The organism is Rhodothermales bacterium, assembly GCA_013002345.1.
In the GTDB taxonomy this organism is placed as follows: Bacteria; Bacteroidota; Rhodothermia; order Rhodothermales; family JABDKH01; genus JABDKH01.
Window position 1 is genome coordinate 1 of record JABDKH010000157.1, and the last position, 26,626, is coordinate 26,626.

Annotated in this window: 23 protein-coding genes; 14 read left to right on the plus strand and 9 right to left on the minus strand. The window is 58.3% G+C overall.

Annotation, left to right across the window (positions count from 1 at the left end):
• Positions 1-560 (minus strand): aldehyde dehydrogenase family protein (locus tag HKN37_07860; GenBank protein ID NNE46560.1); only part of this gene is annotated, 560 nt, incomplete at its 3' end.
• Positions 561-623: 63 nt separating this feature from the next.
• On the minus strand, positions 624-1,109 hold the full coding sequence (locus HKN37_07865; protein ID NNE46561.1) for a hypothetical protein: 486 nt from the start codon (positions 1,107-1,109) through the stop codon (positions 624-626).
• Between the two features lie 160 nt (positions 1,110-1,269).
• Here HKN37_07865 and HKN37_07870 point away from each other — a divergent pair, with 160 nt between their 5' ends.
• Positions 1,270-1,896 (plus strand): hypothetical protein, encoded by a 627-nt coding sequence (locus HKN37_07870; protein NNE46562.1) that lies wholly within the window; start codon positions 1,270-1,272, stop codon positions 1,894-1,896.
• 43 nt (positions 1,897-1,939) lie between these two features.
• Here HKN37_07870 and HKN37_07875 read toward each other — a convergent pair whose 3' ends face one another.
• Positions 1,940-2,137 carry a hypothetical protein gene (locus tag HKN37_07875; protein NNE46563.1) on the minus strand — a complete coding sequence of 66 codons (198 nt, stop codon included), beginning with the start codon at positions 2,135-2,137 and terminating at the stop codon, positions 1,940-1,942.
• Between the two features lie 387 nt (positions 2,138-2,524).
• Here HKN37_07875 and HKN37_07880 point away from each other — a divergent pair, with 387 nt between their 5' ends.
• Positions 2,525-3,736 (plus strand): BamA/TamA family outer membrane protein, encoded by a 1,212-nt coding sequence (locus HKN37_07880; GenBank protein ID NNE46564.1) that lies wholly within the window; start codon positions 2,525-2,527, stop codon positions 3,734-3,736.
• A 16-nt stretch (positions 3,737-3,752) separates the two neighbouring features.
• Here the strand turns inward: HKN37_07880 and HKN37_07885 are convergent, their stop codons facing one another.
• Positions 3,753-4,037: a hypothetical protein gene (locus HKN37_07885; GenBank protein NNE46565.1), complete on the minus strand. Its 285-nt coding sequence runs from the start codon at positions 4,035-4,037 to the stop codon at positions 3,753-3,755.
• Positions 4,038-4,162: 125 nt separating this feature from the next.
• Here HKN37_07885 and HKN37_07890 point away from each other — a divergent pair, with 125 nt between their 5' ends.
• The 3 genes from HKN37_07890 (at position 4,163) to HKN37_07900 (ending at position 7,552) form a co-directional block, all read left to right on the plus strand.
• Positions 4,163-4,669 carry a hypothetical protein gene (locus HKN37_07890; GenBank protein NNE46566.1) on the plus strand — a complete coding sequence of 169 codons (507 nt, stop codon included), beginning with the start codon at positions 4,163-4,165 and terminating at the stop codon, positions 4,667-4,669.
• Positions 4,670-4,939: 270 nt separating this feature from the next.
• The gene (locus tag HKN37_07895; GenBank protein NNE46567.1) at positions 4,940-5,428 is read left to right on the plus strand and encodes a hypothetical protein; all 489 of its coding nucleotides are present in this window, start codon (positions 4,940-4,942) and stop codon (positions 5,426-5,428) included.
• 135 nt (positions 5,429-5,563) lie between these two features.
• The gene (locus HKN37_07900; GenBank protein NNE46568.1) at positions 5,564-7,552 is read left to right on the plus strand and encodes a cellulase family glycosylhydrolase; all 1,989 of its coding nucleotides are present in this window, start codon (positions 5,564-5,566) and stop codon (positions 7,550-7,552) included.
• A gap of 22 nt (positions 7,553-7,574) precedes the next feature.
• Here the strand turns inward: HKN37_07900 and HKN37_07905 are convergent, their stop codons facing one another.
• Positions 7,575-8,057, minus strand: coding sequence for a glyoxalase (locus HKN37_07905; GenBank protein NNE46569.1), 483 nt, complete (start codon positions 8,055-8,057; stop codon positions 7,575-7,577).
• A gap of 291 nt (positions 8,058-8,348) precedes the next feature.
• On the opposite strand from HKN37_07905, the gene HKN37_07910 reads away from it, so the two are divergent.
• The 8 genes from HKN37_07910 (at position 8,349) to HKN37_07945 (ending at position 16,560) form a co-directional block, all read left to right on the plus strand.
• Positions 8,349-8,753, plus strand: coding sequence for a c-type cytochrome (locus tag HKN37_07910; GenBank protein NNE46570.1), 405 nt, complete (start codon positions 8,349-8,351; stop codon positions 8,751-8,753).
• A gap of 59 nt (positions 8,754-8,812) precedes the next feature.
• On the plus strand, positions 8,813-9,919 hold the full coding sequence (locus HKN37_07915) for a ScyD/ScyE family protein (GenBank protein ID NNE46571.1): 1,107 nt from the start codon (positions 8,813-8,815) through the stop codon (positions 9,917-9,919).
• A 162-nt stretch (positions 9,920-10,081) separates the two neighbouring features.
• Positions 10,082-12,109 carry a sodium:proton exchanger gene (locus HKN37_07920; protein ID NNE46572.1) on the plus strand — a complete coding sequence of 676 codons (2,028 nt, stop codon included), beginning with the start codon at positions 10,082-10,084 and terminating at the stop codon, positions 12,107-12,109.
• A gap of 383 nt (positions 12,110-12,492) precedes the next feature.
• Complete coding sequence (locus HKN37_07925; GenBank protein ID NNE46573.1) at positions 12,493-13,764, plus strand: alpha-L-fucosidase; 1,272 nt, start codon at positions 12,493-12,495, stop codon at positions 13,762-13,764.
• A 153-nt stretch (positions 13,765-13,917) separates the two neighbouring features.
• Positions 13,918-14,274, plus strand: coding sequence for a hypothetical protein (locus HKN37_07930; protein NNE46574.1), 357 nt, complete (start codon positions 13,918-13,920; stop codon positions 14,272-14,274).
• Between the two features lie 203 nt (positions 14,275-14,477).
• A complete protein-coding gene (locus tag HKN37_07935) occupies positions 14,478-15,269 on the plus strand; it encodes a VOC family protein (GenBank protein NNE46575.1) in 792 nt (263 codons plus the stop codon).
• 241 nt (positions 15,270-15,510) lie between these two features.
• On the plus strand, positions 15,511-15,831 hold the full coding sequence (locus HKN37_07940; protein NNE46576.1) for a YbjQ family protein: 321 nt from the start codon (positions 15,511-15,513) through the stop codon (positions 15,829-15,831).
• Positions 15,832-15,885: 54 nt separating this feature from the next.
• On the plus strand, positions 15,886-16,560 hold the full coding sequence (locus HKN37_07945) for an MBL fold metallo-hydrolase (GenBank protein NNE46577.1): 675 nt from the start codon (positions 15,886-15,888) through the stop codon (positions 16,558-16,560).
• Positions 16,561-17,021: 461 nt separating this feature from the next.
• Here the strand turns inward: HKN37_07945 and HKN37_07950 are convergent, their stop codons facing one another.
• A complete protein-coding gene (locus tag HKN37_07950; protein ID NNE46578.1) occupies positions 17,022-19,829 on the minus strand; it encodes a serine/threonine protein kinase in 2,808 nt (935 codons plus the stop codon).
• 220 nt (positions 19,830-20,049) lie between these two features.
• Positions 20,050-20,613 (minus strand): sigma-70 family RNA polymerase sigma factor, encoded by a 564-nt coding sequence (locus tag HKN37_07955; GenBank protein NNE46579.1) that lies wholly within the window; start codon positions 20,611-20,613, stop codon positions 20,050-20,052.
• Positions 20,614-20,958: 345 nt separating this feature from the next.
• Between HKN37_07955 and HKN37_07960 the strand changes: the two genes are divergently transcribed.
• Positions 20,959-22,605, plus strand: a complete 1,647-nt coding sequence (locus HKN37_07960) for a T9SS type A sorting domain-containing protein (protein ID NNE46580.1) — start codon at positions 20,959-20,961, stop codon at positions 22,603-22,605.
• Positions 22,606-22,883: 278 nt separating this feature from the next.
• On the opposite strand, the gene HKN37_07965 is transcribed toward HKN37_07960, so the two are convergent.
• Positions 22,884-24,623 carry an amidohydrolase family protein gene (locus HKN37_07965; GenBank protein NNE46581.1) on the minus strand — a complete coding sequence of 580 codons (1,740 nt, stop codon included), beginning with the start codon at positions 24,621-24,623 and terminating at the stop codon, positions 22,884-22,886.
• Between the two features lie 222 nt (positions 24,624-24,845).
• On the minus strand, positions 24,846-26,444 hold the full coding sequence (locus HKN37_07970) for a hypothetical protein (GenBank protein ID NNE46582.1): 1,599 nt from the start codon (positions 26,442-26,444) through the stop codon (positions 24,846-24,848).
• Positions 26,445-26,626 lie beyond the last annotated feature (182 nt).

The following is a 26,626-nucleotide window of genomic DNA, read 5'->3' on the forward strand; positions in this document are numbered from 1 at the left end:
TCGCCGCCAATAAGCAATGTTCGGAAGATGTCATTCGGGAAGCCAGCCGCCACGAACACACTCTCGATGGCGAGTGCACAGCCCGGTACGTTGGACGCATGTTTCAGAACCGCGCCGTTACCCGCCATGAGCGTTGGGGCTGCAAAGCGGAAGACCTGCCACAAAGGGAAATTCCACGGCATTACGGCCAGGATGACACCCAGCGGCTGATAGCAGACGAAGCTTTCCGATGCATCCGTCTCGACGGGCTCCGGGGCCAAAAAATCGTCTGCCCGATCGGCATAGAAGTCACACACCCATGCGCATTTCTCCACCTCCGCCTGTGCCTGGTCAATCGGCTTTCCCATCTCCATCACCATCAGTCGGGCCAGTTCGCTACGGCGAGTGCGCAGAACCGCCGCCGCCTTCCGCATGAGATCCGAACGCACGGCAAATGGCACTGACCTCCATGTGAGAAACGTCGCATGCACATAACCCAGTATATCATCGACGTCAGCCACTGAGTAAGCGGCATACGATCGCATGATCTGACCGGTCGCGGGATTCAAAGATTGAATCATGACGGATTCACCTTTCAGGCATAAGTGCGGATGGTTCGTCGTTAAACCCCGGATGAAGGATGTCTACGGTGCTTTGATGACCTCGACGTTGTTGCCGTGGCACGAGTTGCACGCTCCGCCTGTTACTTCGGATATCATCATCCGTGTTGTGACACCAGCGGACACGGTGACATACCTGCCGTCCTGGAGGTTCAGTTGCTCCGTCGTGTAGAAATTCCCCCTGTCGTCTACCTCCAGACTCACGAGGACCACACCCTGCTCGTTCGGCTCGGTATAGATTCGGACGACGGTACCCGGATTGATGGTCACGCCGTCATCCTTGTAGACGGTGCCGGCGACAACGAATACTCCTTCGCCCCCTCCTCCGGACTGATGACAGTTCATACAATTCCTGCCGGCGTTGTGACTCTCGCTCTCGCCGAATCGGCTGACCATGATCTCATCATCCTCACTGTGTCCATCTGAATCACATCCTCCCATCATGAAGAGTGCCAGGGCAAAAAGGAGAACCCTCGCTTTGCGAAATGCGGTTGGGAGATACGTGGTCATGGATCAATTACCTTGATTCTGGGGGTTTCGAAGCCGTTGGCGGTAGCTGTAGATGGTCGCCCCCACACGCGTCGTACAGGAATCCCCTGCAGTATATTTCGGGTGCGATCCTTAGCTATATGTGATACAAATCTTCCGCGAGATGTTTCTCGCTCGGTGAATGAGAAGAATCATTGGAACAACGGGTGCGCTGGCGCTCGCCATTCTTATCGGGTCGTGCAGCAATGACTCGCCCGTTCAAGTACCTGACCTGACCGGAGACGGCACAGTCATCAATGCCAAAGTGCTGGGTGTCTGCTTCATGGATGGTTCAGACTGTCTGTCGACCTACGTCGATCTGGGCCCATACGAAGATCTTACCCCGGCGGGAAAACTGGAGATGGCGCCCGCTTACATATTTCCTGCAGTTCCTGCGAACAGCGGGGGGAAACCGAATCCATGGGATCCGCAGGGTTTATACAACGCCTATCGTCTGCAGAATAATGTATTTGGAGTCGATGCCCGCGTGTGGGAGATGTTCTTGCTCGAGGGCGCCAGAATGTCGCTGATGGCGACGCCTGAGGCGGGGGTGACGTTGTGGGGTGCGGGATCTGATCCGAACAATCCGCGGCGTCGAGATCTGTTCGTCAACCCGATCACGAGTGAGGAGGAAGTGCTTGCCCTTGTGGAGGCCGGTGAACTCCGAATGATTCAAACCAATCTCTTCACAGACTGCCCGCTTGAAAAGGCGCGCGAGGGAGATATCGTCGTGAATCTGAATCCTCGAGTTCCTCTCTGCGCACACTAGCGCCCGGATTTAACGGTATCGGCTGTAGAGACGCAATTCCCGGCTACTGCCAGCCCTCATCCACGTGGTACTCCGTTCCGTCCGAGAACCTGAGTCCGCGCGCGCTGACACCGGCCACGAAGATATACTTCTTGCCCGTGATGATACTGACCGGCGCACGACTGAGGTCAAGCGGGTGTGGTACGCGGACCGGACGCCAGCGGTCGCGGTCGAAAGTCTTGTAGTGGGTAATCTGCTTCATTACGGTTGATCTGCCTGGGCAGGAGATCGTTGGGCTCCCGTTTGCGGCACTTCGCTGCCTGTTCATTATCGCTGCAAGGTGTGTGCCAAGGCCGTCGCAGGACCATTTCGGAAGATGTGGGTCACTCGACGTATCCATATGTGCGGCAATGTTGTACCTTCCCTGGGAATTTCTTGCCCTCAGGGACAGCTGCGGAAGGCGGCACTGCCTTCGGGCGGACCCGGATTCGCTCGTCTCATTCAGACACTGTATTGCATCAGCGGTCGCAGTGTTTTGCCGCGGGCATAGAGGCAATTCTCTCAGGAGGTTGTCCGGTTTGTCACTGGACTGCGTGACTACAATCAGACCACAGACGGAGAATCTGAAGGCACGAGATCCGGTGGCAGCATGGATCATGACCCGGTCGATACACGAAGAGGTTTCACTACGTTCAGGACACCCGTTGGCTTGCTGGCCGCGACAATTCTGGTGGTGTCGGTGTTTCCGCCGTGCTCGGTGGCGCAGCCGGGCGATGTTTATGCGAACGATGACAGGGCGAATGTCATCGCAGTTGAGCTACGGGAGGATCCGGGTGTTTTCCCCGACTCTTCCGACCGGGCTCGAAGTCGGCTGGCTCTACTGCCCATCGTCTTCTCATCTCCAGATACGCGGTTCGCGTTCGGTGTGCTGCCGCAGTACATCTTCCGCCTTGCGCCTGACAGTCGGCCATCGAGTTTGCGAGCGGATGCCTACTACACACTGAACAAGCAGTACTCGGTGCAGCTTTCACCCGACGTGTGGCTGGCGAGAAATCGGTACAAGATGAGTGGCAAGTTGGAGTTCAAGGAATGGCCGACATCGTACTACGGAATCGGTGGATCGCTTGAAATGGCGTCTGATAGTCTCGACCATGAAGCGTTTACGGAGCGGCTTTTCGGTGTGTCAGCGGAGGTCCAGCGGCAGCTGCTCCCCGGGCTGTTCGTCGGTGTCTCATATGCGGTCAGACATGGGCGCATCAAGGACCTGAGTCCCGGCGGGGAACTGGCATCCGGTCGCGTGACTGGAAGTGGGACCGGTACGGCCTCCGGCATCGGGCTGATCCTGACATGGGACACCCGCGACCACATCTACTTTCCGAGGTCGGGGAGCCTGCATCGAACATCTGCCGCCGTGTTTGATGCAGTTCTCGGCAGTGACTACGGTTTTGGTGGTTTCGAGATTGATCTTCGGCGGTACGTGCCTCTGGCCTCGAGGCACGTCGTCGCTCTGAAACTGGAGGGAAGCTTTCGTTCGGGCGCACCACCGTTTCGAATGCTTCCGGGTCTTGGCGAATCGCTCCGTGGCTATAACACGACCCGGCATATCGATCGGAATCGTGCGTCCATTCAGGTCGAGTATCGCTTTGTGCCGGTCTGGTGGCGGCTGGGGTTCGTGGTGTTTGGCGGAGTGGGCGACACGGCGTCGCGAATTCAGGACCTGGGCCGGAGACAACCGAAGTACGCATTTGGTTTCGGCATTCGCGGGGTTGCTTTCGAGGGCGAGATGATCACAGTGCGGTTCGACTTCGGATTCGGTCAATCAAGTTCCGGAGACTATCTCGATCTCAATGAAGCATACTAGAGCGATCCACACGAGGTCAAAGGAACCGCTGGGCGAAATGTGTCGCTGCCGCTGTATCGTACCGTAGCCCGCTGATCCTCTGGCCGAGAGCATTCAACTGATCCTGGACGATTTCGAACCACCATTTCTTCAACGCTGCAATTATCCGCTCTGGCGGCACTCCGAATTCTTCCGCAAGGCTGATGACCAAGGCTTCATCCACCGATGGCGTGTACAGATGGACGTCCTCGGCAAAGCCCAGTGTAATGCGAGCGGAGTCGCCCTCCGGGTCAAACAAATCCTTCGAATAGTCCGTTGCCATGATAGACCCCGTTGCTCTATTACTAGACGTTCTGCTGCTAAGAAACGAACCGTTGGGCTGCCAATGTGTAGGTGATAAACCTAAATCGTCGTTCGAAGGATAATCGATCGGGGTACTCGATTGGCATGAAAAAAGAACTTTTACAGGAGCTGCGGCAGCTTTTGGCCGCCGAGAGGGTGTTGTCTCTGGGTGTGCTTCGAGACGGAAATCCTTACGTCGGTCTGCTGCCGTACGTCGTTGCGCGGGACTTCTCCTGCGTGTTCATTCATGCTTCGCGCCTGGCGCTGCATTCGGCGGGACTCGTGGAGGGGGCGCGCTTCTCGGTGATGATCCACGGCCCGGTCTCGTCGGATTCGGATCCACTTCAGATTCAGCGCGTGACCCTTGACGGAAGCATTGGGCAAATCGCGCGCGATTCCAGGGACTACGTAGTGGTTAGAGGGATGTACGTCGAACGATTTCCAACCAGCGCACGCACGTTTGAGCTCGGCGATTTCAGCCTTTACCGTCTCCGATTTGATGGCGGGAGATATGTAGGAGGTTTTGCGAGGGCTCGGTCACTTGGTCCGAAGGATATCGAGGCGCTGGGCACAGGGCCGGAGGAGGGTCCGCCGGCGAAGCGGGAGTCGTAGCTCGCTAAGCCGTGACCGTTCTGGAGGTCGCTGCCATCCGCCCTTGCCACATTACGCCAAATCCGCCGGGACGACAGAGTGGACAGCAGGCAACCGATTCATTGCGCCGAAAACCCCCGATGAGGCCGGGCGCCGCTGTGGTGGGGAAGGCTGTTTCGATGAAGGAGCGTGATCGTGAAGACTGCCGGGACGCCGTTACTTCTGCGATCTGAAATGCGGCTATGCAGTTGTGGACACTGGACGGTTCCATGTCATTTCCTGGAGGTCGCCATGAGGTATTCCCGGGCCGTAGTTGTGTTGTCAGTAATCACTGCCTCGCTGGTTGGTTGCGATATCGAGGGGGAAGATGTCGCTCTGTTTAACAACATCAACGAGCTGGTTATTGTTGGTCGAACGACGGATGGAGTGTCGTTTGATCGAACGCGTGTGCGAATGTTTGTACATCTTCATCGATCGTCGCACTTCAACGATGTGCCATCGGCCAGGCTCAACTTGAAATGGTATCGTACCGACGACCAGGGCAACCGAGTCGGACTGAGCGAGACGTCCCGCATCTTCTTCGACGCGGTGTCCGAGGGTGACTACTACGCACGTGCCTTCCTAGATCTCAATGGCGATTCGGAGTTGAGCAGGGGTGAACCGTGGGATGTCTGGTCAGATGCGTTCGGTGAGCCGGAAATGGTGCGGGTTCGAGAAGAGTCGCGGTGGAAGCTTGTCTTCGAGTTCGACGAGCGCGTGGGACGGCTGCCGACAAGCTGAATAGTCGAGCACCGGTCCGACTGGGCTGTGGCAGATCCCGGTTTGCGTTCTCTGCCAAGAATCACTCCTTCAGTTGTTCTGAAAAGGTTTTCAGGATACTTTTCGGCGTGTCCTTGACTCACAGCCGGTACACGCATGAATCGAGTTCAAACGTCGTTTCTCGCCGCTGTCCTGGTACTGTTTGCATCCCTTCCGGCAAGTGCACAGTTGACGCCTGACCAGGCCATCATTCAGATGGGCCGAGGCATCAATCTTGGTAACACCCTCGAGCCGCCACGGGAGGGTGACTGGAATAATGGTCCGGCCCGCGAATACTACTTTGACGACTTCAAGACGGCGGGTTTCGCGACCGTGCGAATACCGGTCCGCTGGGATGAGCATACCCAGGATGCACCGCCGTTTGCCGTTGAGGAGGCCTGGATGGATCGGGTAGAGGAGGTCGTGGACTGGGGATTGTCCCGCGACTTCTTCATCATCATCAACGGCCACCATGAGGATTGGCTGAAGGCGGGGTACGCCAACAATACGCTCAGGGCGCGATACGACAGCATATGGAGTCAGATCGCCGTTCGTTTCAAGGACAAGTCTGAAAAGCTGTTCTTTGAGATCATCAACGAGCCGTATGGCATGACAGTCCCGCAAGTCGACGATCTCAACACTCGTATTCTCGAAATCGTCAGAAGGACGAACCCGACAAGAATCGTCATCTTCTCGGGGAATGAATGGTCTGGCGCGTCGCAACTGTTTGCTGCGAGGATCCCGACTGACGATTACCTCATGGGGTACTATCATTCGTACGATCCATGGGAGTTTGCGGGACTGGCTCAAGGGACATGGGGATCGGTGGCGGAACGGGCGGCCGTTGCCGCACAGTTTCAATCAGTTGCGAACTGGTCAGCGACCCATGGAATTCCCGTGATGAACAGTGAGTTCGGTTCCGTACGATCGGCCGACTTCAACTCGCGCATGGCCCACTATGCCGCATACGTGGAAGGATGTGTCACCCACAACATTGCCTGTCAGGCGTGGGATGACGGCGGCGACTTCGAGATATACCGGCGGGACGAGCGGGCCTGGAATGAGGCGAAGGATATTCTCTTGCATACGTATCCCGATGGGCCCACTGACATCAGTGCCGCCATCGTCAGCGACTCAATTGTCACCCTGCAGTGGACGAATCGCTCATCCAGTTTCTTTCGGATACGGGTCGAGCGGCGAGCCGGTAGCGGGACGTTTGTGCCGATTGCCGAGGTGCCTCCTTCTACGACGCAGTACGCCGATTCCACGACATCCGGAGGCGTGACCTACTACTACCGTGTCATTGCCGAGTCGGGCCTCGTATCGCCCCGCTACTCGTATCCGATCCGCGTCCGCGTCGCCCCGTGGATGCGGTCGAGTTTTCACGGGTCTCCCGCGATCATCCCGGGCGTAATCGAGGCTGAGGACTTTGACATCGGCGGAGAGGGATTGACGTACCACGACACGGACGAATCGAATGTCGCGGGCGCATATCGTCTGACTGAAGCCGTCGACATCGAAGCCCGCTCTGATGGCGGCTTTCAGGTAGCATACATAGAGTCGGGAGAGTGGCTGGAGTATTCGGTTGATGTGCAGGAAGCAGGCGACTATTTGGTGACCGCTTATGTCGCATCGTTGGATGGCGGCGGCCAGTTTGGATTCGGGTTCGATGGCCGGAAGACCCGCACGTTATCCGTCCCGAGCACGGGTGATTGGGAGACGCTAAGTCCGGTCAGTAGATCGATCTCACTGCCCCAGGGCCAACAGACGATGCGCGTTTCGGTTTTCTCGGCCTTTCCGTTCAACATCGATCGCTATGTGATCGAAAAGGCGAGCGCGACATCTGTGTCGGAAAACTCCGTGACGCCGGAGGTTGAAATGTACCCGAACCCGATGCGTGAAGCGCTGACGATCTCATACAGCCACCCTGTCCCTGCCTTCGTCAGGGCCGAACTATTCAACATCCTTGGTCAACGCGTCAGGCTGATCGAAATTCAAAGCGGCAACACGAGCGTATCGATGACGGATCTTCCGAAGGGTGTGTACTTCGTGCGCGTATACGTCGACGAACACATCGTCGAACAACAGATAGTGGTCAGACAATAGGTGTGTCGCGGCATGAGCGAGCTTACAGCTCCGCCAGCAGCGCCTCAACGTCAAGTGGCCGGGTAAACATCTCCAGTCCGCCGTCCGTCTTACGCGGCCATTCTTCCGTTGGGCGATCGCGATAAAGCTCGAGGCCGTTGGCGTCCGGATCCGTCAGGTAGATCGCTTCACTTACACCATGATCCGCCGCACCATCGAGCGCAATTCCCGCCTTTCGAAGTCTCACTACCGCATCCGCGAGACTACGACGATCCGGATATCGGATGGCCACATGGTAGAGACCCGTAGTCCCACGTGGTGGGGCGATTCCTCCTGCGCTCTCCCACGTGTTGAGACCGATGTGGTGATGGTAGCCGCCGGCGCTGACGAAGGCGGCAGACTCTCCCATCTTCTGCATCAGCTCGAAACCCAGCACGTCGCAATAGAACCGAAGCGACCGATCGAGGTCGGCGACCTTCAGATGTACGTGACCGATATCGATCCGCGAATCAATTGGTGTAGACATGGCGTGGCGATTTATCAAGAAACATGTTTGCGCTCGAAAATAGCAAAAGCCGCGTCGTCCGGGGTGAGGCCATGTAACGGTCGGCGTTCGGTGCCAGACATCCGGATCGACAGGGCCACCGGCTGGTTTATGTGCCGGCCCTCCGTTTGATCTTTGTCGTCGGAATCTTATATACGGCATTACGACTCGCCCGGAATCCTTCGACTCGCCGATTCCGCCAGCTCCGACAAGAATCAAAATCCGAGTGCGCTGCGGACCCAGGTCTGCGGCGGCCAGGTAATCGTAATGTCCATGAAAACGACGCTGCCCGTCTTGCTGGTTCTCGTTCTGGGCGTGTATGACGCGCATGGGCAAGATGTCGGGACACGTACGGATTCGGTAAGTGTCACGTCCGGGCTGGAACTCTATCGGCAGATGTACTGTGGCCTGTGCCATGCGCTTGAAAAGGCGGGGACGCGTGGAATTTTTGGGCCCTCGCACGATGGCATGGCTGAGATTGCCGAGCAGCGTGTGAAGGATCCGAACTACGCAGGCGAGGCGAAGACGGCTGAAGAGTATGTTCGTGAAAGCATTGTTCAACCGGCCCTGTATATCGCGCCTGGATTCGAGACCACTGTACATCGGATGCCGGCGTATACTCACCTTTCGGACGAGGACGTTTACGCCATCGTGCAGTTCTTAATCGCGGATGAATAAGTGCTGCTAGCACGTGGCGACCACTGTAGCAATATCCACTGTTAGTCTGGTTCACTGAGATGAAAAACAGTTCGCTTTCGTTGCAAGTCTTGTTATGTGTCGTGATCCTTGGGGCGACTGCTGTCGTTCCGTTTGAAGGTGTGGCCCAGGAAGCGGGTACGGTCCTGACGAGCGGGTTTAATGGTCCGATGGGTATTCTCGCTGCAGCCGATGGCAGTATTCTGGTGATCGACACGGGTGTTGGAGGAGACACCGAGTTCGAGTTTCCCCATTTTGAAACCGGCGTATTGACGACGGTCAGTTTCGGGGAAACGGCACGTGTGATCCGGGTCGCAAAGGACGGCTCTCAGACTGTCCTCGCGGCTCTTCCGTCGATGATTCTGGGTCCGGGGGAGTCGGCGGGAGGTGCTCGTCTTACGATGATCGACGGAGTGCTGTATGCGACCAGCGGTATGTGGATGGCCGGAGGCGGAGACGAGCCCAGAACCAATATGGCGTCGATCGTTCGGATCGAGGATGGAGAGGCAGTCGAGATAGCCAGTACGTATACGATCGAGAGGAAGTTGAATCCGGACAGCCTGATTGTGGAGTCCAATCCGTACGGGATCGTTGCGGGGCCGGACGGCTATCTCTGGGTCGCGGATGCAGGCGGCAACAGTCTGCTCAAGGTTGATCCCGGGACCGGAGCTACAGAGTTGGTCGCTTCGTTTGGAGCGGTCCCGAGCCCGCTGCCCAACCCCAACCGGGGCGGAAGAATGGAGGCCGACCCGGTGCCGACGGGACTCGCCTTCGATGCGGGCGGCAACCTGTTTGTGGCCTTGCTTCCGGGCTTCCCCTTCATTCCTGGATCAGCCCGGGTTGTTCGCGTGAATCCCGACGGAGAAGTGAGCGACTACGCCACGGGGCTCACGATGCTGGTGGACCTGAGGCTGGGACCTGATGGCGAGCTCTATGCCGTATCGCTCGGACGTTTCACCGAGGAGGGTCCGCAGCCCAACTCGGGCGCAATCGTCCGCATAGCGGAGGGTGATCAATCTGAAGAGGTCTTGACGGGACTTTCCTTCCCGACTTCGATCGATTTCAACGACAACGGAGAAGCGTTCGTCACAATCAACGGCGTCGGTGCTCCCGGTACGGGCGAGGTTGTGGTTTTTCCGAAGTTCTGAGTCGCCGCATACGGATGCACTCAAAGTTTACAGCCCGCCCGCGCTGTGCGTGTGGCGGGCTGCGTATACTGTGACTTCCCAGAGCTGTCGACCGCGGTGTCTCATAGTACGGCGTAGTCGGCGGGACTTCAGGTTTACTCGCCCAGGATGAGCGCGACGGCCATGCCGGTACTTGCGGTAGCACTTCCCTTTTTGAACGAGATGGTGGCGCTGTTCGTCGCGTCGGTCGCCATCGCGTACATCTGCTACCGTCTCCGACTTGTACCGATCGCGGGGTTCCTGATTGCGGGTGTGATCATCGGACCGAATGCGCTGGGGCTCGTTTACGATCAGGAGTTGGTCGACATCCTCGCTGAAGTGGGAGTGATCCTGCTCCTCTTTACGATTGGCGTCGAGTTCAGCCTTGACCATCTGGCCAGGATCAGCCGCGCGATATTTGTGGGCGGAGGGATACAGGTCGGGCTTACGATCGGGCTCGTGACGATCTTTCTCGCGATGTTCGGCGTGTCGTGGCAGGCGGGTGTTTACACCGGATGTCTTGTAGCGCTAAGCTCAACGGCCATCGTACTCGGACTTCTGGGAGAGCGGAATGAGATCGAGACATCGTCGGGCAGGATGTCGCTCGCGATACTCATCTTCCAGGACCTCGCCATCGTCGTGATGGTCCTCCTGGTCCCGATTCTTGCGGGTACCGGCGGTACTGCGATCGATCTTCTGGTGGCGCTGGGTCGGGCGCTGTTGGTGATCGCTGTCGTAGTTGTTCTCGCGCGGCGCGTAGTGCCGTGGATTCTAGAGAAGATCGTCAAGACGCGCAGGAGCGAATTGTTCTTGCTGGCCGTCGTGGCGATCTGCTTCGGGACGGCGGCCGCATCGAGCCTGGTTGGACTGAGTCTTGCGCTGGGGGCGTTTCTGGCCGGACTGGTCGTCAGTGAAAGTCGCTACGCGGAACAGGCTCTCAGTGAGGTGCTGCCCCTCCGAACGGTGTTCAACGCGGTCTTCTTTGTCTCGGTGGGGATGCTGCTCGACATCAATTTTGTCATCCAGAATCCGCTTCTTGTTCTGGGCGTGACGGGTGTGATCATGGTGCTCAAGATCGCGACCACGACGGGCGGTGTGTTGGCACTTGGTCTGCCCGTTGGGACAGCGGCGATCTCGGCTCTCGCGCTTGCACAGATCGGTGAGTTCTCTTTTGTACTGGAGCGTGCCGGTCGGGCGAACGGGTTGTCGCCGGTGGGCCTTGGTGAAACAGGCGAGCAGACCTTTATCGCGGTGACGGTATTACTGATGCTCCTCACGCCGTTCTTTATGCAGGTTGCTCCTCCAATTGCGGACTGGCTGGGGCGCACACGGCTGGGCCGGATGGGCGCGGACCGTGCCGATCAGTCCGATGGGGCTGTGCCGGCGCTTGAGGACCACGTGATCGTCGTCGGTTACGGCCCCGGTGGGCAGCGGCTCGTGCAGGTCCTGCGCGATTCCGGCATCCCGTTCGTGGTGGTGGAGATGAATCCCAGGGCCATTGCGATTCTGGATGAGCAGGGCATACCAGCGATCTACGGAGACGCGGCCCGGCCTCATATTCTGGAGAAGGCGGGTGTGCATTATGCCAAGCTCTGTGTGGTAATCACACACGACACACGTTCGGCGCCACGCGTCACGCAGATTGCGCGCCACCTGAATCCGACCCTGCAGATCATCGTCCGCACGAGATTCCTTCGCGACATTGACGATCTGCACGAGCTTGGCGCCGACGTCGTGGTTCCAGAGGAGATGGAGACGACGGTTCGTGTGTTTACACATGTCCTCGGGGCGTACATGATTTCACCGGCAGAGATCGACGAGCACATTCGAACGCTACGTGCGAGCGACTATTCGATTGTGCGCGGTAGCATCCAGGAGGCTCACCTTATGGTGCTCCAGGGCCTCGACGAGGAAGGGCTACATACGCGAGCTGTAGCAGTTCGCGAAGGCGCTCCCGCGGCAGGCAAGACGCTCGCGGAACTGGAGCTACGCCAGGCGTACGGAATCACCGTGATAGCGATCCGACGCGACGGAAAGACGCAGGCCGGTCCCGCGGGAGGTTTCCGAGTGGAGCCGGGAGACCGTCTAGTGCTGTTCGGTCTGGCGGAGGATTTTGTGAAGTCTGCCGATCTGTTTCGAACGGCGGCGAAGGCACCCAGAGCGCAGCGATGAGCGACGCATGTTGTCTAGCTTGAGATACCGTGTTGGAATACCAACATTGCTTTCTCGCGGCGGGCAACCTTTGGCATTCTAAATCTGCAGGAGCTGCTCCCGTCGTATTTCAGGTTCTGGTACTTCCTGACGAGGAGGAATCCGTGACGGGCATGTGCCGCGAGAGATGTTCGATGCCCGGCGACAATAACTCTGTTGTTCTGCCACGTTCTTGATCACCCTCAGCAATCTGCACCGTTGTCATGAAGCGACGATCCTTTGTATCAGGCATCGCGAAGGGTGCCGCCGCGCTGCCACTCGTGGGCGCCGGAATGACCTCGGACTCCGCAGTCGGCGCGCATTCAAGAACTACAATAAATCGTGATCCGCGTGTCGATCCTGCGATGCAACGTGCGCAATCGCGTCAGTGGTTTCAGGATGCTCGGTTCGGGATGTTCATCCACTGGGGCGTCTACAGCGTCCTCGGAAAAGGCGAGTGGGTCATGAACAACGACCGCATTACGGCGGAAGAGTATTCGCGGTTACCGGCCCGGTTCAACCCGTCCGAATTTGATGCGGTCGCGTGGGCGCGTCTGGCCCGAGAGGCGGGTATGCGGTACATCACCATCACGTCGAAACATCACGATGGCTTCGCGATGTGGGATTCGGCCGCTGGTGATTTCAATATCGTCAACGCGACGCCGTACGCAGGGGACGTCCTGAAGATGCTTGCCGACGCGTGCGCGCAGGAGGGACTCAAGCTCTTCTTTTACCACTCGCATCTCGACTGGCGCCACCCTGACTATTTTCCGCGCGGCCGGACCGGGCTGCATTCGGGGCGGCTCGACTCGGGGGATTTCGATGCCTACCTCGAGTTCATGAACGCGCAGATTCAGGAGCTGGCAACCGGGTACGGCAAGCTCGGTGGCTTCTGGTTCGACGGCTGGTGGGACCAGCAGCTCAATGGGATGGGCCAACCCGACGCTCCAGCGAAGGCGACGCAGGTCTACTGGAAGCTTCGCGAGACGTACGAGTTAATCAATCGTTTGCAGCCGCAGGCAATCATCAGCAACAATCATCATGTGTCGCCATTCCCGGGCGAAGACGTTCAGATCTTTGAGCGCGATCTGCCCGGGACGAATACGGCCGGTTTCAACACCACTGTTGTGAGTCCGCTTCCACTGGAATCGTGTGACACGATCAACGGATCCTGGGGCTACCATGATGCGGACATGGGCTTCAAGAGTCAGCGGGAACTGATAGGCTATCTCGTGCGGTCGGCCGGTCGAAACGCCAATCTCTTGCTCAATGTGGGTCCGACTCCGCGCGGTACCATCCAGCCGGAGTTTCAGGAACGCCTTCGTGCAATGGGTCGATGGCTGGATCGCTATGGAGCGTCGATCTACGGAACGCGAGTCGGCCCGATGCCCGAGCAGCCGTGGGGAGTTTCGACGCAGAAGGGCTGGACGGTCTACGTTCACGTTCTTGATTCAGAGGCGCCCGAAATGCTGGAGCTCCCGGGCACGCGAAATCTGGTGGTCGACGGCGCGCACCTTCTGGATGGCGATGCAAAGGTCGCGGTCAGGCGTCATGCAAGCGGCAACCTCGTGTTGAGACTGCCTGTGAGCGCACGTAGCGATGTGGACACGGTCGTGAACGTTGAACTGACGGGATAGGACCTGGTCGGCCCGAGTCCGCTTACCTGTTCGAGGAGAATCAGGTAGTGATGGTGTGGTCAGTCATCTCCCGGGCTGTGATCCGATTGGCCCAGGGCATCGAGAACGCGTAATATTACCCAGGATCATGCCGTCCAAACTTAGCTGGCGCCGATGACCCCAATACCCTTCATGCTTCCGGATATCGGGCTGCGAGAGATCGCAGGATCAATCTATCTGACGGACAGGTTTATTGTCATCGACATCGAGAATGCTCTTCTGGGAGCGTTCGACAAGGATCGCTCAACGATCGAGGTCGAGCCAGGCGCGTTGGCGGAAGTGCGTCTAGAGAAAGGGCTCTTCAAAGACAGGATCATCTTGCGACCGAACGGCCTAGAGCTCCTCGAGGCTATTCCGGGCGATAATACCAGCGAAGTAGCGTTGGTAATCTGGAAGATCTATCGCAAGAGGACGCAGGTACTTGTGGAGGAAGCGCGGCGCCGCGTGAGAAGCGACGCTGAGAGTGGTTGACGACTGGCTCGTCAGGTTGGCTCGCGTGAATGAAGAGCCGATTCTGCGGCGCTTGATACGAATCCACAGTCTGGCCTGGAGGCCGCCGAGTGCAGCAGAAAACCGGGCATCACACATCTTGCACATATATGCCTCGATTCCTACCTTCGCGTCAGGGTTGTGCGGACGGACGGTCACAGTATTAATCTATTTGGTGAAGTTCTATGAATCAGTCTATCACTCACGGTGCGTTCAGTTGGTCTGAACTGATGACCGCGGATCCCGGGTCTGCAGTGAATTTCTATAGCGCCGTCCTTGGCTGGACGGACAACGTCATGCCCATGCCTCAGGGTGACTATCACCTGCAGCAGATCGGGAAGACTCCCGCTGCCGGAATCATGGCGTTGCCACAGCCAGACCTTCCGACGGCCTGGGTCCACTATATCACCGTGGATGACGTGGACGCGGTTGCGGAGAGAGCCGTTGAGCTTGGCGGCAGTATCCAGGTACCGGCCATGGATATCCCGACCGTCGGTCGATTTTGTGGCCTTCTTGATCCGCAGGGTGCGTTCTTTCATGTCATCAAGTACGAGGCCATGTCTCAGGGTGATGACATGCCGGAGATGGACTTTGCAAAATCGTTCGTGACGCATGGCGCCTTCAGTTGGTTTCAGTTGCAGACAACGGATCCCGCTGCCGCAGCCGAGTTCTATGGGGCGCTGCTTGGCTGGGAAATCGTCGAGCAGCAGATGCCGTCCGGTCCATACAATGAAATCAAGGTGGCCGGAGTGGGCGTGGGCGGGATCATGGCGATCTTCGCACCGGGCACGCCGCCGCACTGGGGCGCGTACGTAACGGTCGATGACGCCGATGCAGCGTTCGCCGCCGCGTCGGCCGCAGGAGGAACGATCATCGTACCGCCGACTGACATTCCGAAGGTGGGGCGCTTCTCAATGGTACAGGATCCCACCGGGGGAATACTGAATGTCATCAAGTACCTCCCGATGGAAGGCTAGTCGTTGGTGGCGGCGCACGGGTGTCGCATCGCCACAGAGGGCACACGTTAGATTCACAACGTTGCAGGGAGTCACGTAAGGATTTCCGCTTCCGGTACGTACGAGCCGATTGCCAACGACGGGTCATTCGACCTGTTAGGACGCCGTCCCGCCTGTATCTTGTGGCCGGGCCATCTTCCTCATGCTAATGCGAAACCAGTTGGCGGCTCTTTGAGAGACTGCCGGTTAAGGAGGTAGAGCTATGATGATTGTAACGACGCCCACGATCAAAGGGAAACGGATCGTTGTCACCCACGGCCTGGTGCGGGGCAACACCATCCGGGCGCGGCATCTCGGGAACGATATCGGGGCCATGCTAAAGAATCTTGTCGGTGGTGAGATTCGTGCGTACGCGGCCCTGCTGGAGGAGAGCCGTGAGGAGGCTCTGGAGCGGATGATGGAGGACGCCGTCGGCCTCGGTGCGAATGCCGTGGTTTCCGTGCGCGTGGCGACATCGGTTGTGATGGCGGGCGCTGCGGAGATGCTGGCGTACGGCACGGCTGTGACGATCGACGATGAGTAGTCTCTAGCTGATCGCACGGACAGCCGGTCAGCAGCCCACTGCCGAGGGATGTCGATGCACGTAGAACAGGTCGCCCCCGATTTGCTCCGCATCTGTCTTGTGGGATCGGATATCGTTAACGCGTACATCGCGGGTGACGTGCTGATCGACTCCGGCGCCTCGTTTTCACGCAGCAAGCTGTTGAAGGTCCTCGAGCGACTTCAACTATCGGGTCACGCACTTACTCATGGCCATTCAGACCATCAGGGCTGCAGCCATGCGGTTTGTGAACGGTCTGGCATCCCGTTGTATTGCGGTGCGGGAGATCGGGAGGCGGTTGAGTCGGGTGATGGCAGTACGCTGCTGCCTCGTCCGGATGGACTTCTGGCGAAAGTCTCATCGAGATTCCGTGTCGCGCCTCATCCAGTGACTCGAACACTGGTTGAAGGTGACACCGTGGGAGGATTTGTATGCGTCGAAACGCCGGGGCATACTCCGGGTCATCTCGCGTTCTGGAGAGAGTATGATGGAGTCCTCATTCTCGGGGATGTTCTGTTTCATCGGAATCCCTTGACGTTGCGAAGGGGTCTGGCTGAACCTTTCGACGTCGTCACACATGACCCGGAAGTCAATCGTAACTCTGCCAGGAAGCTAGCCGGGCTGCGCCCGGAAATAGTCTGCTTTGGCCACGGCGCTCCATTGCGTGATGGCGCGGCGTTCAGTCGCTTCGTCGACGGACTTCCGGTCTGACTGGATTCTGTACCAGCCTGCCTCAAGACGAAGCGGATAGCGAGGGTGTCACGGGTCGCCCGAACGGGTCTTTTGTGACGCGAGGCTTGAACTTGCGAGTGAGCTTTGTTCCATCCGAGTCAGAAGATCCCTATTGATCGGGTACAGAGAAGGTACAAAGTTGTATGTAGGTGTCGGGGAGACCAATCACGCGCCGGTCTACCTGACCACGGTAGCTGCGCGCGTCGCCGCGTTTTGCCCGTGCTTGAGACGAAGGAAGTAGATTTTATTGGCGAGTCGTGACCCATCCCAGGATACTCTGTATGTGCCGGATGGCATGCGTCGATCAGTGAGCCTCGAGACTTCTCGACCGAGCACGTCATAAGCCACGAGCTGCGTATGGTCGTTCGTCGGGATTTCGTGCCGCACCATAGCTCTGGAACCATGAAGCGCGGTTCCACAGTGCCAACGCCGGTAGTAGTCTACCGACTGTGCCAGGATAGGTAGAGATCGGCCATCGCCTGGCGCGTCCGGCTACGAAGATCGGCATCGATCAGTAGTGCGTCGTCGTCTGTCGCTACGTTGAGGACATCGGTGAGAATGCTCTCGGCCTCCTCAAATTGAGCCACCTCTGTTAGAGCTATTCCATGCCAGAGGCGTACCTCTAACGTTCGTTCGTGATCGGGACCGTACAGTTCCTGGCGAGTCCGAGATGCCTTCGATAAAAGCTCTACTGCCTCGTGAGCTTTGTCGAGTTGAAGTAGCGTGCTCGCCAGTCGCAACATGGACTCGGTAGTCTGTAGCGTATGGTCGCCTAGTAGCTCGGTGCGTATGTCGAGAACTTCTCGAAACACGATCTCCGCCTCCGGGTAGCTGCCCCTGTCCTTAAGGCGTCTTCCCCAGATTTGCAGCGCGGCGGCCGTCTGAATGTGGCGTGTCCCAAGTAGGTCGCGATACAGACGGATCGCCTCCCGCAGCAGTTCATCGGCCGCATCCTGATTGCCTCGTGCGTGCTGTAACTGGCCCAGCTGGTTGATCGAATGAGCGTAAGTCAGATGTTTCTCTCCAAACAGCTCGCGGCGAAGTTCACGAGCTTCCAGTAGCAACTCCTCTGCCTCGTCGAACCGATCACGTCTCGACATCAGTAGCCCAAGATGACTCAGGCTCTGCGCTACCTGGGGGTGTAGATTACCGAGTCGGTCTCTTCGGATCTGGAGCGCCAGGCGCAGCTTGGTCTCGGCCTCGTTCAGTCTTCCCATGCGTACCAGAAGAGAGCCGTGGTCGTGCACGGTTTGGGCGACCTCCGTATGGTCAGGTCCGAGCACCCGGGCCATGCTCTCATGGGCCAGCCGGTACAGCGAGTCCGCTTCGACAAGCCTGTGCTGCTGTTGGTTCACGTACGCGAGATGTCTCCGTATTCCGGCAACGCGCACATGATCGTCTCCGTGTTTGGCTCGGAAGATGTCGAGTGCCTCGAGCAGGAGGCGACGTGCCTCATCGAACCCTCCCAGGTTTAGATGAACCACGGCCAGACCGTCGAGCATGTCGGCGGCACGTTCGCTGCGGATACCGTATGTGGCACGACCTGTTTCGAGTGCGGCCATCATTAGGTCCCTGGCCTCTTCGTGGTCGCCCATCTTGTTCACGACAGAGGCCAGCTTTGCCATAACGTCGGCCGTCTGAGCATCGTCGCGACTGCCCGACCGCCGCCTCTTTGCTAGCGAAAGCTCGTAGAGTTCCCTTGCTTTGTTATATCGCCCGTAATCCTCGTAGAGATCGCCAAGCACAGCGGCGATCTCCGACGAGAGGTCTGGCTGATTGACTAGATCCTTATGCAGACGCTGTGTGCCCGCGTCGAGTATCTCCTCGACTTGCTCAAGCTTGCCCGGCCGCGAGTTCGGGTCAAAGCCTGCTAGCATGTCCGTCATGAACCGCGTCGTCTGCTCCGCACGTGTAGCCTGCTCCGCGCGTTTGGAAGCTTGCCACATGGATGCAGCGAGACCTCCCAACAACGTGAGAGCCAGGACTGAAATGAAGGCCACCGTAATTCGGTTGCGGCGGACATACTTTGAAATGCGGTACGCATAGGTGCCGTTGCGTGCACCCACTGGCCGCGAATCCAGATAACAGCCAATGTCATCGGCGAATGACTCGACCGATTGATAACGCCTCGCTGGATGTTTACGAAGCGCCTTCATCACGATGGAGTCGACATCGCCCCTCAGCTGTCTCTTGACTGCATCGACGTGCGACGATCGTTGCCCCGCCACCGTCGTGACGGCGAACAACGCATCTTCACCTTCCGTCTCACCGACGTCGTCAAACTGTGCGCTTGGTGGTGGTGGCTCGACCTCGCAGACCGTCTTCACGATCTGTGTGGCACGGACACCGGACACATCGTACGGCCGGCGGCCGGCGAGCAGCTGGTAAAGAAGAACGCCCAGCGAATACACATCAGAGACGGCTGTGACGGGCTGACCGCACACCTGCTCCGGACTGGCGTACTCGGGCGTCAAATTGAGCGCCGGGCGAGGCAAGTCGCGACCGTCGGCCTCTGCGTCGAGTAACTTGGCGACCCCGAAGTCGACCAGTTTCACGCGTCCATCCGTGGTAACCATCACGTTAGACGGCTTGATGTCCCGATGAACAATAAGTTGGCTATGTGCGTGCTGCACTACCGAGCAAACTCGCTGAAACAGGGCCAGCCGATCACGAATGGTGAGGCGTTGTGCATTGCAGTACTCGTCGATCGGGCTTCCGTCGATGTACTCCATGACGATGAAGGGGATGCCATCATCTGTAACGCCGCCGTCAAGTAGTCTTGCAATACCTGGATGACTCAGTGAGGCTAGTATCTGTCGCTCGGCCAAGAACCGGTTCTGCTGGGTCCGGCTCATTCGGTCTTCCCGCAGCAGCTTCAGCGCTACGCGCTGGCTGAATTCTCCGTCAGCCCGCTCCCCGAGATAGACGGCGCCGTTTCCGCCCCAACCGATGCGCTTAGTGATGCAATACCGGCCGATGCGGTCGCCTGAGGTTGCTGACTCGCTGGGAACTTGATTCTCCCGTGAACCGGTCCGATGCGAGTCCATGATGAGCGCCGATGCGACTTCCTCAGCTGGACTCTTAAGGAAGTCTTCCGACCTTTCGGCAGCACGCAGCAGGGTCGCGACTTCACGATGCAGCGCGGGATCGTCACAGGCGCTACTCAGCCAATCCAGACGCTCGTCCTCCGGACGGTCCAGCGCGGCCTCAAATAGTGATTCTATTTTGTTCCAGTCGGGAGGCGACATCTACAGGCAATGGAGAACTTCTGACAATCGTGCGAGGAGGACCATGCTTGCTCTCTTGCGTTACAAGATCACGTAGGCGGAGTGGCTCTATCAATGCAATGCGTAAAAAGTGCCCATTTGTGGACGGCCGAGGATTCAATTTGTTGAGATAAGTCTGTAGCGTACGGACCTGATCTGGATCAGCAGCTATGGGGATGGTGTTCGGAGGGACTATTCACGGTCAACCGTGCTCTGGATAGAGTTCCTTGAAGAGCCAGGCGCGGGCCTTCACCCAGTCGCGCCGAACCGTCCGCTCTGATACCTCGAGAAGTGCAGAGATCTCGTCGTCGGCCAAGCCCCCGAAGAATCGATACTCGACGACACGGCACAGGCGGGGGCTGACCGCAGCCAGACGCGTCATTGCCTGGTCGAGCATGACGAGCATCTCGGCTTGCGCCTCAACGGCTATTGTCTGTTCGTCGAGCGTCAGTGGCTTATTCTTGCCGCCGCGCTTCTTGGCGTTTCGCCTACGTGCGTAGTCCACGAGGATCCGACGCATGGCCTGCGCTGCGACGGCCCTAAACTGGGCACGGTCCCGCCAGTCTATGTTCACACGATCGACCAGCTTCAGATAGGCCTCGTGCACAAGCGCGGTCGTATTCAGAGTGTGGCCTGAACGCTCCCGCCGCAGATGCCGGCGTGCGATGAGCGTTAGCTCGTCGTAAACGTACGGAACGATCGCGTCGAAGGCGTCTTCATCGCCGTTTCGGGCGCGGGCGAGCATGCGCGTAAGCTCTCCTGACATTCGGATTTCCAACACGTCTGTTAAGTGTCCCAAACTCCTCGATCCGGCAGCGGATTATAGCGAAAAAATGATTGCTACTGCATACATGGCAGGGCTTTCCCGCTTGTCTGGCGTCGAGGTTCTCGGCTCGCAGTAGCCTCGAAGGGGTGGCCAGGCGCACGGCTGGGTGTGGCAGAAAGGTGGCCGTGACCGCCCCGTCGGATTCTCGGAGGACGGTGGTTCACACATCAGACTCTGGCACGAACAGGTCCAGCGTTCGAAATCTGACCAAGGCGGTGTCCGGAACGACCCGTGGTTTGCGCTAATTATGTTAACCGTTCCCTTTTTCTCAGAGCCAGCAGCACAATGAATACTCGACACTGCATTTCGTTTGCCTTAGCCGTATGCCTGCTGCTTGTGATTCCGGCCTACGGGCAGGACGCGCAGGTAGACCTCGACTCGAAGACTGATCGGCTTCCGCCGGAAATGGAGCGATTGAGAGCGGCCCTGCCGCCGCCAATCGCCGCCAAACTGTCAATACTCAACCAATCCGCCGACGGCTTTGTCTTCAGACACCTCCCATCAAGTCCCTTTGTGCCCTTCGCCTCCTCGCAACTGGCGAAAGCTAACGTGTGGTTACTTACTGAGCAGATCTCCCAGGATTGGGATGCTGCAGCCAACGGCGGTTCGGGTGACTGGTTGAATGAGAGCCGCGTCGGGTATACGCGCAATTCCGCCGGTGTGCCCACGGAGCGGCTGATCGACGAGTGGGAAGCGGTCAGCGAAACATGGCTACCGGGTCTTCGGACGACATATTTGCTGAATGACCAGAATCGTAGCGAAGAGTCCCTCGATGAAGCATGGAACCCGGATGCTAACGGGGGTCAGGGCGATTGGGAGCCCTCGCGGCGCGTGCTCGGCACCTACGACGGCGACGGCAACAGCCTCGTCAGGACGACCGAGCTCTGGGATGACAGCACAAATGAATGGTTTGTCTGGTTCCGCTCAACATCCACTTACGAGAACGGCCGGAGAGTTCAGTTGGTGTCCGAGTCGATCGACTTCTTCACCGGTATGCTCGGTTTTAGCCTGCGCAACAGCTTTGAATACGATGGGGCCGGACGAACCACACGACGGATTGTGGAGACGTATGATGACGCGACCAGTGAATGGAAGAACTCAACGGCCAGGGTGTGGACTTATGACGGTCAAGGACAGGAAACCGAAGACCTCGAACTGAACTGGGACGAGAGTGCCAACGGGGGTCAGGGTGACTGGGTCAACGACTACAGAGAGGTCAGCACGTACTCCACGAATCCGGACGAGATGACTGTGACGGCCCAGGATTGGGACGCGACCGCCAACGGGGGTCAGGGTGACTGGATCAACCGAGAGAGAGGCCTGCTCACGGCCACGAGTTTAACCGGCTGGGTCGAGACCGAACAGGATTGGGATCCGGATGCGAACGGCGGCCAGGGCGACTGGGTGAATCGGGATCAACAACTGGTGACACTCGATTCAAACGGAGATTTTGTCGAGTTCGTAGAGCAGACGTGGGATCCGGCCGCTGCCGGCGGGCAGGGTGACTGGGTGAACGAAAGTCGTGGTTCGTTCGTGTACAACAGCGACCGACTTCTCACGGAGAATCTAATCCAGGTTTGGGACGGCGCACAGTGGGTCAATGACTCCCGCCTGCTCCAAATGTATCAGGAGTTTACGGGCACTGCCCTGGAGGACGACAATCCCGAAGTCCGCTTCAAACTCCAGGCCAACTATCCGAACCCGTTCAAAAGCGAGACCACGATTCGGTTCGCACTGCCGGCAGCACAACACGTCACTCTCGAGGTGTTCGACCTGCTTGGCCGCCGGATAACGACGCTGGTCGATGGTCAGAAGGCACCCGGGAACCACGAGGTCGTTCTGGAGGCCAAAGGCATGGCAGGGGGATTGTACGTTTACCGCCTAACGGGGGACCACGTCCAGACTTCGCGCACCATGCTTCACGTCAGGTAAGTCGGCACACGTCGCGCCCGTGCAGGCCCGGGGACTGGTCTGCACGGGTTGCGTGCTGATGCGGGTGGTTCAGGTGTAGAGCCAGGCCATCGAAATCCTGCCCTTCGCGCTGCCACTGGGAATCTCAACGGCCCCGCAGGTTTGTGGGAAAGTCCTTGACGGGAATGGTCGTCGTGGAGGAGTGTGCTTGGGATACCGGGAAAGACGCGAGAGGGACTCGCCTCCACTTATTACCCAGGCCAGAAAAGCCCACCGCGGGCGCCGCTAGGGAGGTGCGCCTATTCGCCGCTTGACTCCAGTAGTTCGGCGAGTTGCCTTTTGGCGTCCGGGTAGTAGGCATGAATCTCGAGAGCCTTCTCGAATGACCGTCTGGCTTCATCGGTCAACCCGTTGGCCTTCTGCGCCAGACCAAGCTGGTAATGAGCGCTGTGAAATTGAGGATAGGTCTCGGTGTACATCCTGTAGAGTTCGAGAGCCGACCTCAATTTGTCCGGATCTGAGTTGAAACCGTTATCCCCGTACAGGAAGCCATAGCCGACGAAGAACGGAGTGTACTGGCTGAATAGAATCTCACCCGACCAACGCTTCCTCGCGCGATCGAAGATTTCGCGAGCATCATCCGTGCGTCCACTGAAGAGATCCTTCTCCAGATTGATTACCTCCTCCCTCAGTTCGACATATGCTCGGTCAAGACTATCCAGCCTTGCCTCCAGTGACTCTCGCGAGTGCCATCGTCCGGCGAGTACGACTCCGCTGATCTCTCGCGAATTCCTTATGTCTTCGAGAGGGTTCCGGTCGAGCAGTACGAGATCCGCCCGATGGTCGACAGCGACGCGGCCTGTCCGGATCTCTGCGTCTACACAACGGACAAGAAAATCGGCTGGGTTGACAGTCGCGATGACCAAGGCTTCGCCAGGCGAGAGCCCCGCCGCAACCAGTTGCTCTAATTCCTCGTGCATGGCATCTCCCGGAAACACTCCGGACGTCGATGCATCTGTGCCGGCAAGGAGTGTGACTCCTTCGCTATGAAGACGCCGAGCAATCTCATGCTCTTTTTCCAGACGAGCGCGGACCTCTGGCACCCAGGTATCCGCATTGCGCAGATAGCGGTTGTTCGCTGGCCGGAATGGCTGAAGTATCGCCGGATGGAGTGCTCGGGCGACCGGTCGCTCGAGGAGACGCTCGAGATCCGATCCCTGGGCAATCAGTCCGGTCGTCCAACTGAGGTTGGGTGTAACCGTCGTATTCGAACCCGCGAGCGCGGATACGATCCGGTCTACACCTTTCGGATCATCCGCCGAGTCGAAGTACCAACGGATTAGATCCTGGCCATGCGCGACATTATCCTGGCCAAGTTCAATTAGATCGTCAAGAGCCGTGTCGGGACCGGCGTGTCCGACGACGCATTGGCCAATCTGATGCGCCTCTTCGATGATGGCCGCACGCTGCTCTGTACTCAGCCGTGTGTAGACCTTGACGAAATCATACCCTGCTTCATGCTGTTCGCGGACGGATGCCTGAGCAGCCTCGATGTCATCGAAGCTCATGAGAGGCTGCATGTACGGTGGGTAGCCGTCCATGTAGTCCCCGGTCGTGAACAGATGTGGGCCGAACCGGAGTCCGTCCTCGATCTCTGCCCTCCACGCAAGGTGCTGAGGAAGCCCGCGAAGCACGAATATCGAGGTGACACCAAAGGCTGGATAGATATTCAGCTCGTCCGGGTGATCCACGTGGACATGTGCATCGACTAAACCCGGGATTACATACTTACCCGTTGCATCGAGCTCTATTAGTCCGCGTGCACGGACATCTTCAGACGTACCTATCTCAATGATTCGTCCGTCGTCGATAGCGATCGTCTGATCCGCTACAATTCGCTCATTCGCCGCATCAACGATCGTGGCACCGTGCAAGACGACGTCGACCTCGGGGGTCGTATCGCACGCGCACAAGAGCATGCCTGCTGAAAGGACAACAAATACTGAGGCCGTGGTGGCCGCCGTACGGGACATTGCCATTATTGCAGTGAAAGCAGGTGAGTTTTTCGAGACTGACAGCAAGATATCATTCTGCCCGTCCGAAAGTGTGTCCGAGATTGAGGTTCGGATTCTCACGACACCCTCTCCGTCTTGGCTCACCCAGATCGATGCCAGACAGATGATGGTCGTCCGATGACCGATCGAGCGGCGCTGAGATCTCTGCAAAACCTGCCTGACTTTCCGGGACGACGGCCTCCGGTCCTAGTCGGACAGCATTAGTGCTCGTATTTCATCGTCGAGTCCCGTCAGCTCCCAGCGCGCCAGCGAAATCGGGATGCTGTCGATCGTGTTGAGCGTATCGAAGAAATCCTTCAGCCTGAACGGCTCGCCACGCTCTTCGAGCTGTCGGGCGTAGTCCGCCAGCGTCCGTTCGAGCAGGTATTTCCCGGTGACGTAGCTGGTGCCGTAGCCGGGCTGCCGGAGATACAGATGTTGCTCGAACACGAGTAACTCCTTTTCAGTCTTCATCCAGCCTCGCGGTGTCCAGTCCATGTGTACGCCGCCCGCCTCTTCCATAGTCATTTCGTTTGCGTGAGCATAGAGCGAGCCCAGTCCGCGTGCGGCCCGTTGAGCAAGAAGGATCCAGACGAGCTCGCGGGAGCGCGGGCTGTCATCGTAGAGGCCTGCATGCATGAACATCTCTTCGACACCGGTAGCGGTACCTTCACTTCGAGAGTCGAAGATGTTGTACAGCAGTGCTCCCTGCCGTACCGGACTCGGATGCGGTTCGCGATCCATGCGGGCCAGTTCGAACCAGTGGTAGAAGTGTGTAAAGAGTGGCAGGGGATCGAGGTGCGACGTGATCCGAAAGAAGTTGCGCCGCTCTTCGGGTACGAAGCTTCCGAGGTGCTCGCGGAGGGCCGGCTCCAGGTAGTCGGTGACGGTGAGAATCTCCTGCTGCTGCAGGAAGGCCATAAAGCGATTGGCGGCCTCATCGGCCATCGCATCGTACTCGGCGGGCGTCGACGCTGCCACCTGCGGCGGAAGATTGCGGTTGCGATGCTCCTCCAGTTTCAGTGACGACCACGCGCGGTCGAGCTCGCGTTTGAGCAGCTGAACCTCCTCCTCCCACGTCATCGGCAGGAGGTGGACATTCCGCTGGTACCAGGTGTAGTTTTCTTTCCCGATACCGGACGGACCGTCCTTATGCTGTGCCTCAGATTCGAGCCACACGACGAGGGCATCCGTAGCCGAGCTGCAATCGGCCAACACCGCAAGGAGTCCGTCGCTGGCCGTGGAGCCAACGCGTCGGCTTATCTCGTCAAGGTCAGCGCGCTGCGATCGGATGTTCCGGATGCCGGTGATCCAGAGCTCACGCGCGTTGCCAACGAGATTCTTCTGCGCCTGGCGCATCAGCGGGGGGATCACGTGCAGGTCAGCGATCAGGCGCTGCTCTTCCGCGTCAGTCAATGGAAATTCGTATGTCCAGAGTTCGGTTACGCCGTGGTTTGTCGGACCTTCGTGCCCCGGGACGTCGCTGCGCGCCATCCATATCGACTTATAGAAGGCGGGATCGCGGGCCCAGGGCTTCAACACGCGGTGGTTGAAGTCGAAGCCGTCCATTTCAGCGCGCACCAGGTGCCAATCGACTTTCTCGGGTAGCGACCAACCGGTCGTGTCGATTGCGTCGAGGCGCATCCTGAGATCTTTGTACGCCTCGTAGCGGGAAGCAAATGTTGCCGCGGTGTAGTCGGGCGCTCCTTCGAGCAGGGGTGGTTGTTCGAAGGCCCGCCACTCCTCGAAGAAGGCAACAAGGTCGCCGTGATTCGCTTTCGTGGGTACAGGCTGTGCCTGGCAGATTACGGTTAGAGCAAAGCCGAGACTGGCGAGCGCCAGCCGCCGGAAATTGTGCGCCGTCCTTGTCGATTCCATCATGCTTCTCGGGGTCTAATGGGCAGGAGGTGTTCTGGCGGTTTGGCAGCAGACACTTCCAGCAGCGGTTGATGATTACCGAGTTCGTTCCTGAGCTTAATGATCGGAAA